15 protein-coding genes are annotated in these 12,802 nt (G+C 37.8%); 9 read left to right on the top strand and 6 right to left on the bottom strand.

Translation table 11 applies throughout. The annotated features are described in order from the left end of the window. The 8 genes from rsgA (at position 1) to GCWU000321_RS00935 (ending at position 8,069) form a co-directional block, all read left to right on the top strand. On the top strand, positions 1-867 hold the full coding sequence (gene rsgA / locus GCWU000321_RS00970) for a ribosome small subunit-dependent GTPase A (RefSeq protein ID WP_007069191.1): 867 nt from the start codon (positions 1-3) through the stop codon (positions 865-867). A gap of 25 nt (positions 868-892) precedes the next feature. Then, on the top strand, positions 893-1,534 hold the full coding sequence (rpe, locus tag GCWU000321_RS00965) for a ribulose-phosphate 3-epimerase (RefSeq protein WP_007069190.1): 642 nt from the start codon (positions 893-895) through the stop codon (positions 1,532-1,534). A 146-nt stretch (positions 1,535-1,680) separates the two neighbouring features. Further along, entirely contained in the window at positions 1,681-2,547 is an 867-nt protein-coding gene (locus GCWU000321_RS00960) for an Hsp33 family molecular chaperone HslO (RefSeq protein WP_040381068.1), read from the top strand. Further along, positions 2,544-3,338, top strand: a complete 795-nt coding sequence (mtnP, locus tag GCWU000321_RS00955) for an S-methyl-5'-thioadenosine phosphorylase (RefSeq protein WP_007069188.1) — start codon at positions 2,544-2,546, stop codon at positions 3,336-3,338. Before GCWU000321_RS00960 ends, mtnP begins: the two co-directional genes overlap by 4 nt. Further along, positions 3,335-4,390, top strand: coding sequence for an S-methyl-5-thioribose-1-phosphate isomerase (gene mtnA, locus GCWU000321_RS00950; protein ID WP_007069187.1), 1,056 nt, complete (start codon positions 3,335-3,337; stop codon positions 4,388-4,390). The genes mtnP and mtnA overlap by 4 nt, the downstream gene beginning before the upstream one ends. After that, entirely contained in the window at positions 4,383-5,627 is a 1,245-nt protein-coding gene (locus GCWU000321_RS00945; protein ID WP_007069186.1) for an adenosylhomocysteinase, read from the top strand. The genes mtnA and GCWU000321_RS00945 overlap by 8 nt, the downstream gene beginning before the upstream one ends. Positions 5,628-5,637: 10 nt before the next feature. Further along, complete coding sequence (locus GCWU000321_RS00940; protein WP_007069185.1) at positions 5,638-6,918, top strand: amidohydrolase; 1,281 nt, start codon at positions 5,638-5,640, stop codon at positions 6,916-6,918. A 158-nt stretch (positions 6,919-7,076) separates the two neighbouring features. Beyond that, a complete protein-coding gene (locus tag GCWU000321_RS00935; protein ID WP_007069184.1) occupies positions 7,077-8,069 on the top strand; it encodes a site-specific integrase in 993 nt (330 codons plus the stop codon). A gap of 90 nt (positions 8,070-8,159) precedes the next feature. Here the strand turns inward: GCWU000321_RS00935 and GCWU000321_RS00930 are convergent, their stop codons facing one another. Next, the gene (locus GCWU000321_RS00930) at positions 8,160-8,423 is read right to left on the bottom strand and encodes a LysM peptidoglycan-binding domain-containing protein (protein ID WP_156777722.1); all 264 of its coding nucleotides are present in this window, start codon (positions 8,421-8,423) and stop codon (positions 8,160-8,162) included. Between the two features lie 248 nt (positions 8,424-8,671). Here GCWU000321_RS00930 and lexA point away from each other — a divergent pair, with 248 nt between their 5' ends. Beyond that, positions 8,672-9,307 carry a transcriptional repressor LexA gene (lexA, locus tag GCWU000321_RS00925; RefSeq protein WP_156777721.1) on the top strand — a complete coding sequence of 212 codons (636 nt, stop codon included), beginning with the start codon at positions 8,672-8,674 and terminating at the stop codon, positions 9,305-9,307. A gap of 65 nt (positions 9,308-9,372) precedes the next feature. Here the strand turns inward: lexA and GCWU000321_RS00920 are convergent, their stop codons facing one another. From GCWU000321_RS00920 to nadD, 5 genes are read right to left on the bottom strand one after another with little or no spacing between them, the layout of a single operon-like run. Further along, positions 9,373-10,248: a CvfB family protein gene (locus GCWU000321_RS00920; RefSeq protein WP_040381706.1), complete on the bottom strand. Its 876-nt coding sequence runs from the start codon at positions 10,246-10,248 to the stop codon at positions 9,373-9,375. A 1-nt stretch (position 10,249) separates the two neighbouring features. Then, on the bottom strand, positions 10,250-10,603 hold the full coding sequence (gene rsfS, locus GCWU000321_RS00915; RefSeq protein WP_007069180.1) for a ribosome silencing factor: 354 nt from the start codon (positions 10,601-10,603) through the stop codon (positions 10,250-10,252). A 14-nt stretch (positions 10,604-10,617) separates the two neighbouring features. Beyond that, on the bottom strand, positions 10,618-11,511 hold the full coding sequence (locus GCWU000321_RS00910; protein ID WP_007069179.1) for an LCP family protein: 894 nt from the start codon (positions 11,509-11,511) through the stop codon (positions 10,618-10,620). Then, entirely contained in the window at positions 11,508-12,080 is a 573-nt protein-coding gene (gene yqeK / locus GCWU000321_RS00905) for a bis(5'-nucleosyl)-tetraphosphatase (symmetrical) YqeK (RefSeq protein WP_007069178.1), read from the bottom strand. The genes GCWU000321_RS00910 and yqeK overlap by 4 nt, the downstream gene beginning before the upstream one ends. After that, entirely contained in the window at positions 12,077-12,688 is a 612-nt protein-coding gene (gene nadD / locus GCWU000321_RS00900) for a nicotinate-nucleotide adenylyltransferase (protein WP_022026903.1), read from the bottom strand. Before nadD ends, yqeK begins: the two co-directional genes overlap by 4 nt. Positions 12,689-12,802 lie beyond the last annotated feature (114 nt).

Here is a 12,802-nt window from a genome sequence, read left to right as displayed (position 1 = left end):
ATGGAAGGGACTGTCCTGAAAGATCAAAACGGATATTTTACCATATTGGGAAATAATCAGGTACTGACTCGCTGCCGTTCACGCGGAGCATTGAAGAAAAAGACCGATGTATTAGTGGGCGATCATGTAGAATATGAAGCCAATAAAGGGTTCGAGGGAGTCATTACAAAAGTTTATAAACGAAAGAATCAGTTATATCGGCCGCCGGTTTCAAATGTAGATGAACTCGTACTGGTGTCATCCATTTGTACACCGGATCTTAATCGCGGTCTTCTTGATAAAATGATATTACTTGCGGAAAATGCGAATATGCCTCCTGTGATTTGCATCAATAAGTGCGATTTGGATGAAGTTTCTGCCAAAAGAGTATGTGAAGAATATGAAAAAGCGGGATATCCCTGTGTTTATACATCTACATATACTCAAGATGGCCTTGACGATTTAAAAAAACTTTTGCGAGGTCGTATCATCGTATTTTCCGGACCGTCTGGAGTTGGAAAGTCCAGTATTCTAAATTATTTTTTAGGGCGGTCATACTTTACCTCTGGTGCAGTCAGCGCTTATACAGGAAAGGGGCGGGCAACAACCCGGCATGCAGAATTAGTGCCATTTAAGACGGGAGTATTTCTTATGGACACCCCAGGGTATACGCTTCTAGATATAGATTTACTGGATATTGATGAATTAGGTTTTTTATTTAAAGACTTTCGTCCTTACTTAGGGAAATGTTATTTTAATAATTGCCGGCACATTTCCGAGCCGAAGTGTGCTATCCGGAAGGCTATAGAAGACGGGGTTGTTCAAAAAAGAAGATATGAGTCCTATTTACAAATATTTCAGAAATTGAAGTATTCCAAAAAGTATTGATTTGATTTTGCCAGGAGAAAAAATTATGAAGATTGCTCCCTCGGTCCTTGCCGCAGATTTTTCCAATTTAGAATGTGAGTTGAAAGATATTGAAACGGGTGGTGCTGATTTAGTTCATCTTGATGTCATGGACGGTACCTTTGTACCCAATATTTCTTTTGGTCCACCGGTCATTCAGTCACTTAGAAAAGTCACGTTGCTGCCATTTGATGTTCATTTAATGACATATCATCCTGAATATTATTTTGATTCACTTGGAAAAATTGGTGTTGATATGATTTCCTTTCATCAGGAGGCGGTGATTCATGTGGATCGTACTATTCACGATATAAAGTCTCGTGGAATTAAAGCGGGTATTGCGCTTAATCCTGGCACATCACTGTCTGCTTTGGAACTTGTATTGCCTCTTTTAGATTTTGTACTTATTATGTCCGTTAATCCGGGATTCGGCGGTCAGAAGTTCATTTCCTATACTTTAGATAAAATAAAAGTATTAAAAAAGATGATGAAGAATTTAAATCTTCAAATTCCCATCGAAGTGGATGGAGGAGTTTCTTCTGCTAATGCTGTTTTGCTTAAAGACGTAGGCGCAGATATTCTTGTAGCCGGTTCCTCCGTGTTTGGCGCGGCTGATAGAAAAAAAGCGATTGATGTACTGCGTTCATAGGGTTTTCTTTCCGTATTTTATCCGCATAGTCTGTTTTTATAGGCTGTGCGCTTTTTGTTCTCATTGATTTTGTTGTAAAATAAACATATGATGCAAAGATTTGATATCTAAATTTGTTCAAATATTCAAGATATCCGGAGAGAAAATTGATTAAAATTAATACAATTCAACATTATTTAAGCATGTCAGGAATTCGTATAACTGTTTCTGATGTTTCTTCTGCTGCCGCAAAGGTACAGGAGTTACATCATCTGCCTACTTTAACAGCAGTGATTATGGGGAAAATTCTGGCCGGTACATCTGTACTTGCGACGGATTTTAAGAATCATGAAGGAATCAGTATTCTTTGGCAAACAAATTCTATTTTGGGATCTATTCATGCTGATGCCTATGAAAGGTATTTTATACGTGGTTATGTGGACACTGCTGATGATAATCTTCCGGTGACATCACATAATGAAAAGCTCCTCATCAGTGATAAAGCACAACTTACCGTTACAAGATATTCCTTAGTACGGACTCCTTATAGTAGCCGTATAAATTTATCTTTTGGTAATATTTCTGAATGCCTTGGACAATATTTAAAACAGTCTGACCAAATAAAATCTTTCATTTTTGTTACAGCAGCTGTATCACCGGAGAAAAAAATAACGCGTGCCGCCGGTATTTTTGCCCAGCTGCTGCCGGAAGGGAATAAGAAAAAATTCACTCAATACTTCAGAAATAGAAACCATTTATTTTCCAAGGAAGGATTATTCCAGGGGCACGAATTGGAAACACTTATAAAAGAAGGCGGGTTTTCAATAATTAAAGAGGCACCGGTCGCATTTTGCTGTACGTGTTCGGAAGAACGGATAAAAACGGCGCTTGTGGCATTGCCGAAATCTGAAAGAGTTTCTTTGCTGAAAGACGAATATATTGAAATTTCATGTCATTATTGTGGTAAGATCCGAAAAATATCAAGAGAGACGCTTCAACATTGGTTTCAGAAGGAAGGAAGTATAACGCAATGAATAAACTGGCATTTATTGGTGGTACCGGCGTGTATGATGCCGGGATATTATCCGATATTCGTTCGGAAATAATAAATACCCCTTTTGGACAAGCGGCTTGTCAAATTGGGTATTTTAAGGGGAAAGAAATCGTATTTTTAGCTCGGCATGGTACAGGGCATACTATTCCTCCGCATAAAATAAATTATCGTGCAAATATATACGCGTTAAAAATGTTAGAAGTTTCTTCCATAGTTTCAACTACTGCGGTAGGCTCTTTAAACCCGGAATATAAACCGGGCGAACTTGTACTGATTGATCAGTTCTTAGATATGACGAAATCAAGGAATGGAACTTTCTTTGATGGAGAATTCCGTGGTGTTGCTCATATTGATATGACAAATCCTTACTGTCAAACCTTAAGGAATGTGATTATTCAAGCTGGAATGAAAAATGAAATTACTATTCATCCTAATGGTACATATATATGTACGGAAGGACCACGATTTGAGACTCCGGCGGAAATAAAGACATTTAGGCTTTGGGGAGCAGATGTGGTAGGAATGACCAATGTACCGGAGTGCCAATTGGCAAGAGAAGCGGAAATGTGCTATGCGACTATTTCAATGGTTACCAATTTTGCGGCGGGAATTTCACCGACGATACTTACTCATAAAGAGGTCGTTGAGTGCATGGATCGGAATATCGAAAGCTTTCGTAAAATTACGATGATGATTTGCGAATCTTTTGATACAACGCTTGATTGTGAGTGCCGTCATGCAGGTAAGGATTTCGGGGGATTCTGCTTATGATAATACATTCCTTGGAATGGAAAGATAATAAACTGTATTTGCTTGATCAAACACGTTTGCCTGGAACATATGTATATCTGGAATATAGTGATTACCTAAAGGTGGCTGATGCCATAAAAAATCTTGTCGTAAGGGGAGCTCCCGCTATTGGTATAGCCGCTGCTTATGGAATGCTTCTGGCTTATCAGAATTTATCAAGAGATTGTCAAGATATCGCCACAATTGAAAAGCGATTTTTATATGCTGCCGACACAATGAAAATGGCGAGACCTACAGCAGTTAACCTATTTTGGGCAGTTGATGAAATGATTAAAGTTTTTAAAAACACAAAACTGGAAAATATTTATGGAGCGCTGCTAAGAAAAGCAAATGAAATAGAAAGGCAGGATAAAGAAATATGCAGCCGAATTGCTGATCAGGGCGCAGATATTTTTAAGGGTAAAAAGCATTTGAAAATACTGACGCATTGTAATGCTGGAGCATTGGCGACCGCAGGAATCGGAACTGCTTTGGGTGTAATCACACGTCTGCATCAGCATGGTCAACTATCTTGTGTCTATGTCGATGAAACAAGACCACTGCTCCAAGGGGCAAGGCTGACAGCAGTCGAGTTGGTAAGCAGTCAGATTCCTGTCCGTCTTATATCAGATAGTATGGCAGCAGATGTAATGAAACGAAAAAAAATTGATGCTGTAATCGTAGGGGCAGATCGAATTGCAGGTAATGGAGATACGGCTAATAAAATAGGGACATATGGAATTGCTGTACTATGTAAATATCATCAGATTCCATTTTATGTAGCAGCGCCATTTTCTACATTTGATTTTTCCATTTCTTCCGGTAAGGATATACCAATTGAAGAAAGAAATCCTGATGAAGTTCGTATGGTTCAGGGGATTTATATCGCACCTAAGAATATTCCTGTTTACAATCCCTCATTTGATATAACACCAAATGAACTGATTACAGGAATTATTACCGAAAAAGGGGCATTAAAGGCGCCTTACTATATATCTATCAAACAGTTTGAAAGGAGTTTAAAATATGAATGATTCTATGATTCGAGACATATCTTTGGCCGAAGAAGGACTTCAACGGATTCGCTGGGTGGGAAAATTTATGCCGGCATTGAATGCACTGAAAAGAGATTTTATAAATAATCAGGCATTAAAAGGAAAGACCATTGTAATGTCCATTCACTTGGAGGCAAAAACGGCATATTTGGCACTTACGCTGCAGTCTGCGGGCGCGGATGTCATCGTGACCGGAAGTAATCCATTATCTACACAAGATCCGATTGCTGCAGGTCTCGTAAATCAGGGTATAACTGTTTACGCATGGCATGGGTGTACTGACGAGGAATATACCATGTTCCTGAATAAGGCGCTAGATCATATGCCGCATATTATCATTGATGACGGTGGGGATCTGGTTCATTTACTTCATTCCAACAGAACAGACGCAAAAAAGAATCTGATTGGTGGATCTGAGGAAACAACGACCGGCATATATCGCTTAAAGGCATTGGAAAAAGAAAATAAATTGGCATTCCCTATGATAGCAGTCAATGATTCTTATTGTAAGTATTTATTTGATAATAGATATGGGACAGGACAATCTGTATGGGACGGGGTGATTCGCAGTACCAATTTAACAGTAACAGGAAAAACCGTTGTTGTAGCGGGGTATGGATGGTGTGGAAAGGGCGTTTCTATGCGTGCTAAAGGGTTGGGCGCCCATGTTATTGTTACAGAAGTAGATCCAATTAAAGCAATTGAAGCAGTTTTTGACGGCTTTGAGGTAATGCCTATGAAAAAGGCAGCAAGATATGGAGATATTTTTTTAACAGTTACCGGTGACATAGACATTATTACGGAAAAACATTTTATGGAAATGAAAGATGGTGCAATTTGTGCGAATGCCGGACATTTTGATTGCGAGGTCAGCCGAAAGGATTTAGAGCGTATTTCTGACTCTCATTATGAAGCAAGAAAAAATATCGAAGCATATATTCTTCTTAATGGGAATACCATTTATTTAATGGCTGAAGGGCGATTGGTTAATCTGGCAGCAGGGGATGGTCATCCTGTGGAAATTATGGATTTATCTTTTGCTATGCAGGCATTGGCTGTTTCATACCTTTGTGAACATGAAAAAGAACTGCGGCCCCAATTGTACCTACTCCCGAGAGAATTAGATGAAAAAGTAGCAGAAATCAAATTGAAATCTATGGGATATGAGATTGATACTTTATCTGATAAACAAAAGGAATACCTGGGATTAGACTGAGGGGGGCTACATGTCTATTTTATTAAAAGATGTCGCATTATATCAAAATGGAGAAATCCATGAACATAGTAATATTGTAGTCGATGGAAAATTGATTAGGGAATTTCCCAAGCATCCCCGAAATGAGGATTATAACGAAGTCATTGATGGCCAAAATATGCTTGCCTTACCGGGACTTGTAAATACGCATACCCATGTAGCAATGACCTTATTCCGAAGTTATGCTGACGATCTGGCACTGATGGATTGGCTACAAAATAAAATATGGCCGGTAGAGGAACACTTAAATGATGATATTGTTTATTGGGGAAGTATGCTTGCATTTGCGGAAATGATTCGCGGCGGTACAACATCATTCTGTGATATGTATATGTTTATGAATGCCTGTGGAGAAGCTGCTGAGAAAGCGGGAATGCGTGGGAATCTCGCAAGAGGGCTTGCCGGTGTCAGTCCTAACGCTTCCTCAGCTCTACAGGAGAACATAGAACTTTTTAAGAAATGGGATGGAGCGGGTGATGGACGATTTAAGGTGATGCTTGGCCCACACGCGCCATATACCTGTCCACCGGAGTATATAAAGAAAGTTAGAGATGCAGCTGAAAAATATAACATTCCAATCCATATACATCTTTGTGAGACAAAAGGAGAAGTTGATAATTGCCTGAAAGAATATGGATTAACACCAATTGCTTTGATGGATAATCTTGGGCTTTTTGAACGGCCTATATTGGCAGCACATTGTGTACATGTTAACAATAATGATATAAAGATCATGGCTCAAAAACATGTCTGTGTCGCACATAATCCGGGGAGTAATTTAAAATTGGCGTCTGGTATTGCACCAGTTATAAAGATGAGAAATTCTGGAATTACTGTCGGTCTTGGGACGGATAGTGCGGCCAGTAACAATAAATTGGATATGTTTGCGGAAATGCGCTTGGCTGCGCTTATCCATAAAGCAAATAATTATGATCCCTTTGCGGTTACTGCAAAGGAAGCTATTGATATGGGGACCATAGAAGGTGCTAAGTGTCTTGGATATGATAATTTAGGTAAATTAGAACCGGGATATCTTGCAGATATTATTTTAATAGATCAAAGCGGTTTTCATTGGCATCCACGGTTTGACAGTATATCTTTGGCTGCATATGCTGGAAATTCTATGGATGTAGATACTGTAATGATTAATGGAAATCTTGTTATGCGGAACAAAGAGCTTCTTACAATTGATACTGAACGAGTTTTTGCTGAAGTATCTCGTGTTACAAAAGAATTGTATTCTTTTACGTAACCATAATTAAATATTACGTAACCATAATTAAATATAAAGAGAATATATTGGATCTGATGGAAACGGGTATATTTTCTCTTTACGCAACTTTACTTCCGATAACATTAAATTATCGGAACTAAAACGGCTATATTATTTTGATATATGGAGGAATGTAAGTGCCTGAAAAACATTTTTATTTACGGAATATCATCCAGACAAAAGATAATTTAAGACTGTCTGATAAAAGTAAAGAAACGCTCTCCGAAACAAAAGCGGTAAATACCGTTGATGCTTATGAATCAGACTGGAATGATTTTTGTGACTGGTGTAAATATCATAAGGTATCGGCCTTCCCTGCCACCGTAGAAACGATTGTAAATTATATTAATGATTTAGCTGATTATGCAAAAATTTCTACAATCAGACGTCGCATAAGCGCTATTTCAGAAAATTATAATGCAGCCGGATTTTCTGAACAAAATCCCTGTCGAGTCTGGATTGTCAGGGAAACAATGATTGGTCTTACACGGACGAAGGGTGCTATGCAAAAGGGTAAGACTCCTATTTACTGGGAAGAATTGGAGCAAATGATTTCTTACATAGATACTGACAGCCTGTCAGGAATAAGGGATAAGGCGATTCTCCTCTTAGGTTTCCTGGGGGCGTTTAGAAGAAGTGAACTTTCCGGCTTGGATTTTGAAGACATCACCAGATATCCACAGGGAATTATTGTCACCTTAAAACATTCTAAAACCGATCAGGAACAAGTCGGGCAACAGGTCGGTATCCCCTACTTAAAGAATCCTAATATGTGCGCTATTGTTGCTCTTAATAAATGGATTCAAGAGACTCAAATTACTTCCGGGCCATTATTCAGAAGAATCCTGAAAAACGGAAGGCTTTCATCCCACAGGTTAAGTGATAAAAGTATTAATTTGCTTGTAAAGAAATATATCGAGCTTATCGGCCTGCCTGTTGAATTATATGGTGCTCATAGTTTAAGACACGGTTTTGCAACTTATGCAGCACTTCACGGTGTAGAAGAACGTCTAATTATGAAACAGACACGTCATCGTTCTGTTGAAATGGTACGGCACTATATTAATGAAGCTGATTTATTTACAAATAACCCGATTACAATGATATTTCAGAAGAACGATAAAGGATGAGACTTCTTATTTCAAAAAAATAAAGAACGTATGTTCATATGACAGCACAAAATGTCAAAAGAACATGCGTTCTTGGCTTTCCATATATAATTACTTGGATATCATTGGCAAACGTATTGTTTGACCGGGAACTAAGTTACCTGAATTTTTTATAGCATTTAACCGTTTAACTGTATATATGTATTCTCTGATATCCATGCGGTTATCGGTTTCCTTTGCCGCTATATCCCATAAGGTATCATTCTCTTTAATAATAATTTCTTTATAGACATAATTGTCCGATAGAACTGATGCATTGACTCCCCAACCGCATAATAAGACCGCTGTGATAAATAAAAATAAAACTTTACCCATAATCATTTTCCCCTTTGCTCTCAAAACAGAACATATTTTTGTAGAACATATTTTCTGTATAAATAATATAACAGAATAAATGTTTGGTCAATAGGGAATCTATATTTGATTTGTTATTAGCCCTAACTTTTCCTCCACAACGCAATAAGGGTGAACTTTTGTTTGATTTATTAATTTTATTACGTTATAATTAAATTAAATATTATAGAATTACCTGATATTAAAATGAAAGGTGAAAGGAGTATCCAATCTTGGGCAAGAAATTAGGTCTCCAAAGAGAATTAACAACTCGAGAACGAAGCATACTGGATTATATTCGCAAAAAGACATGGGAGGACGGATTTCCCCCCACGGTTCGTGAAATTTGTACAGCAGTTGGCTTGCGTTCTACATCCACCGTCCATGGATATTTGTCACGTCTTTCTGATTTAGGTATGATCAAAAAAGATCCATCCAGTTCACGTGCTATTGAAGTAATCAATGATCAGGCCTGGCATAGAAAGAAAATGCTTCCCATGCCTATGGTCGGTGCAGTTCGTGCCGGTGATCCCGTTTTCGCAGATGAACAAATTGAGACTGTTTTTCCATTGCCTGCAGAATTGGTTGGCAGTGATACTAATTGTTTTATGCTTGTTGTCCGCGGAGACAGTATGATTAACGCTGGTATTCAAGAAGGTGATTATTTGATTGTTGCTGAACAGGAAACTGCTCGTAATGGTGATATCGTAGTGGCATTAGTCGGTAATGATGACGCAACGGTTAAACGTTTTTTCCGCGAAGCTGATCATATTCGTTTACAACCGGAAAATGATGATTATGAACCGATTATTTCGCGAGACGTAAAGATTCGAGGGAAAGTTATTGGTTTATACAGGCATTATTGATTGCCACCTGTTTATAACCAAAAAAGAGATGTATCTGCGGATTGTTGCAGGCACATCTTTTTTTGTTATCTTTTTAATCGAATTTTACCTTCAGTCATTATGATTTGATTAGTTTTCAGAAGATGTCCTACTGCTCTTTTGAATGCAGACTTACTCATCCTCAAATTGAGTTTTATAAGTTTAGAATCGCTTTTATCTGTATATGGCAATAGTCCATTATGTTGATTCATACAATCAATCAATACTGCCATATCGTGATTCATTTCCCTTTCTTTCGTTTGGCGGAGAGAAATGTTGACATGTCCGTCTTCACGAATAAAGGTAATTCTTCCGATGAGCTCCTGGCCTAATTTGATAACTGTATTTATGTTACTGTTATGTAAGAATCCTATCCACCGTTCTCTTGTTATAATAAAGATTCCCTGTCGGGTTATGTTATAGACAGTTCCGGTTATTTTATCACCCACGTTGAGTTCCTTGCAAGGACGTGCCAAACGTCTGATATCTTCTTCAACATGTGTTGTTACGGCAAGACGTCCCGTTTTATCTTCATACAGTTTTATCCAAATTTTCTGCCCTTTTTGAACTGGTTCAATCATTTCTGAATAAGGAAGAAATATCCCGCGTTCGGTTCCCACATCAACAAAAGCACCAAAACGAGTAGTCATAATGACTTCTGCATACCCGACCTCCCCTATTTCAAGTTTGGGAAGTCTCATGCTTGCAGTAAGGCGATGTTTAGGATCGTGATATAGAAAAACTTTGACGATATCACCTTCTTTAATCTCAGACGTTTGTTGTCCATTATGTAATAGGATATCATCGGCATTATTTCCTGTTTGTGCTGATAAAAATGCGCCAAAAGACACGATGCGGGATACAGGAAGCTCTACAATGGAATTTTCTTTCAGAGCAGGAACGTTTATTTCAGGGCTTATCATTTTATTTATCATTTTTATTTTGCGAATAATCCTCTGAAGGCGCATCCTTCCAAAGTGAATCAAAGTCATAATGCTGACGCTCTTCATCGGTAAATATATGAACAATAACATCTCCAAAATCCATGAGAATCCAGTTCCCTTCCTGATAACCCTCTTTGCGAATGGCTTTAATTCCGGCTTCTTCCAGTTTTTCTTCCACTTCATCCGCTGATGCCTGGGCCTGCTTTTTATTCATTACAGATGAAATAATGAAATAGTCTGCAATAGATGTCAAATCTTTTACGTCCAATACTTTAATCAATACCCCTTTTTTATTTGATAGTGCTTCACAAATTAATTCTAACGTTTTCTCCATAATTTATATTCTCCTTACTCATTACTCTGTCCAAGAGTTACACCAATAATTTTTTGTATTTCCACCGGGTTTGCTATCCATATATTTTGTTTATCTATTCTGCGCATTTCCCCCGGCAATATGATGAAACGTATGTCTTCTATAGGAATTTTAGTTAATTCATAGGCAATAGACGCTGCATCCGATGAGGTTATATTTGTTTCTGCCGCCTTCCAATAATACTTTGCATATAGCCAATTTACAAAGGAAAAGTTTTTCTGCATTTGGCTAATCATTGCTTTAATAAAGCGCTCTTCCCGTTGGATGCGACCGATCTCGCCATCAAAAGCATCTATATAACGCATATAGGATAAAGCTTTTTCCGCATCAAGTGACTGATATCCCCTGTGCAGCCAAATATCTGAAACGCCGTTTTCGTCATCGTGTGACATGGGCCTTTCTACATACAGTTCAATATTACCGGTTTTATCAATTAAATTTTTGAAGGCATGGTAATCAAATACTGCATATTGACTAATTCTAATGTGCAATAAATTTTCTACCGCACTTTGTATTTCTTCCCCATTTCCTTCAGAAAAAGATGATTTCAATGTCATATTGTTTTTTTCATCTTTCCCAATCTTGGTGTTTCCCGGAATTGAGATTAGCGTTACCTTTTTAGAATTGTTATCGATAGATGCAATCATGACAAAATCTGCTTGGGCTGTAGATTGAGCATCTGTTCCTACAAGGAGGTAATATACTGGTTTGGGATTATCTTCCCCATGAAAATCGTTCAAAATATAATGAATTCCGCGAAAAATTGCCATAGATAACAAAAATAAAACGGTAACCAACGCACTTATAAACAGGAAGAGTTTTCCATAGCGAATTTTACTTTTTCTTTTTATGTTCCTCTGTTTCTTCATTTATTTCCCATGTGTTTAATTAAATCATTGCGGCCCAAAAAGGTTAATTCATAGATATACTCTTTTTGGTCCAATAAGTGACGGATTGTTGCGTCATAAGCGGACAAGACGGCTGTATCCAAATTTTTTTGAGCATTTCTTCTGATAATATTTATGCCGGGAAAATCACGACTCGGTTCTATATAATCTGCCAAAAAAATTATTTTATCCAATAGTTCCATTTGAGGACGTCCTGTCGTATGGAAAAAGATGGAATTTTGGATATCTCTGTCTTTTATTCCATAAATAGTTTTTGCCATGATACTTCCAGCCGGTCCATGCAAAAGGGCACGACTCGAACGCATATATTCATCGACTTGCAGATTTTGTTCATCAATGATATCCTGCATTTCTTCAAGTTTCATTTCTTTTGCACAGTCATGGAGCCAACCGGCCAATTCCGCTTTTTTTGGATTATATCCGTATTTCTCAGCCAGTATATAGGCAGAAGCGGCAACTCCTGCCGAATGAACATACCGCCGTTCAGACAATCTATTTTTTAAGTCCTTCTTTATATCTGTTAGTTTCATTCTTCATCCTTATAAAGATTATGAATATTAATATACTGGATAACCGAATCGGGAATCATATATTTTACAGAACGATTTGAAGCAATCCACTTCCGTAAAATAGTAGATGATATTTCCAATTCAGGTGTACGCAGAAAATGAATTTTTTCGCAGCCTTTTTTCCCAAAATAAGCAACAGCTTGTTTTATCCTTTCTTCAGAACTTGGGCGGCTTGCACAAATAAAGTGACAGGAATCAAGTAATTCCTCATTATACTTCCACGTTGGCATATCAGCGACGGCATCCGTTCCGGCGATGAAATATATATCATATTCACTTCCCCATTCAGCGTGTAGCTGCTTAATAGTATCCACCGTATAAGAAAGACCTTTTCGTTCTATTTCTATAGACGAAATAGAAAAGTGAGGATTTTCTTTTATTGCCATCTTTACCATTTCAAAGCGATCTATTTTACTGATATGGTGCATATTTTTGTGAGGAGTGTCACCGGTTGGCACAAATACAACCTGTTCTAAGTTAAATTCCTGCCAGGCTGCTTCTGCAACAATGAGATGTCCTATATGTAACGGGTTAAAAGAACCGCCAAATACACCTATGCGTTTAGCCATAAATACAATATCACTTCCAAAATAATTACACATATCAAAATGAAAAGAAATAGACTTCGTATATGACTGAGTTCAAATTTTCCTTTTGGCGTATACATATAATAATATATCAAG

The sequence above is a fragment of the Dialister invisus DSM 15470 genome, assembly GCF_000160055.1.
Lineage (GTDB): Bacteria > Bacillota > Negativicutes > Veillonellales > Dialisteraceae > Dialister > Dialister invisus.
Note: the sequence above shows the minus strand (reverse complement) of the source record. Positions and strands in the feature narration are given on the sequence as shown.

Coding starts and splice junctions, on each gene's coding strand:
- rsgA (WP_007069191.1), top strand. CDS start 1: ATGGAAGGGACTGTCCTGAAAGATCAAAACGGATATTTTACCATATTG.
- rpe (WP_007069190.1), top strand. CDS start 893: ATGAAGATTGCTCCCTCGGTCCTTGCCGCAGATTTTTCCAATTTAGAA.
- mtnP (WP_007069188.1), top strand. CDS start 2,544: ATGAATAAACTGGCATTTATTGGTGGTACCGGCGTGTATGATGCCGGG.
- mtnA (WP_007069187.1), top strand. CDS start 3,335: ATGATAATACATTCCTTGGAATGGAAAGATAATAAACTGTATTTGCTT.
- GCWU000321_RS00945 (WP_007069186.1), top strand. CDS start 4,383: ATGAATGATTCTATGATTCGAGACATATCTTTGGCCGAAGAAGGACTT.
- GCWU000321_RS00940 (WP_007069185.1), top strand. CDS start 5,638: ATGTCTATTTTATTAAAAGATGTCGCATTATATCAAAATGGAGAAATC.
- GCWU000321_RS00930 (WP_156777722.1), bottom strand. CDS start 8,423: ATGGGTAAAGTTTTATTTTTATTTATCACAGCGGTCTTATTATGCGGT.
- GCWU000321_RS00920 (WP_040381706.1), bottom strand. CDS start 10,248: ATGATAAGCCCTGAAATAAACGTTCCTGCTCTGAAAGAAAATTCCATT.
- rsfS (WP_007069180.1), bottom strand. CDS start 10,603: ATGGAGAAAACGTTAGAATTAATTTGTGAAGCACTATCAAATAAAAAA.
- GCWU000321_RS00910 (WP_007069179.1), bottom strand. CDS start 11,511: ATGAAGAAACAGAGGAACATAAAAAGAAAAAGTAAAATTCGCTATGGA.
- yqeK (WP_007069178.1), bottom strand. CDS start 12,080: ATGAAACTAACAGATATAAAGAAGGACTTAAAAAATAGATTGTCTGAA.
- nadD (WP_022026903.1), bottom strand. CDS start 12,688: ATGGCTAAACGCATAGGTGTATTTGGCGGTTCTTTTAACCCGTTACAT.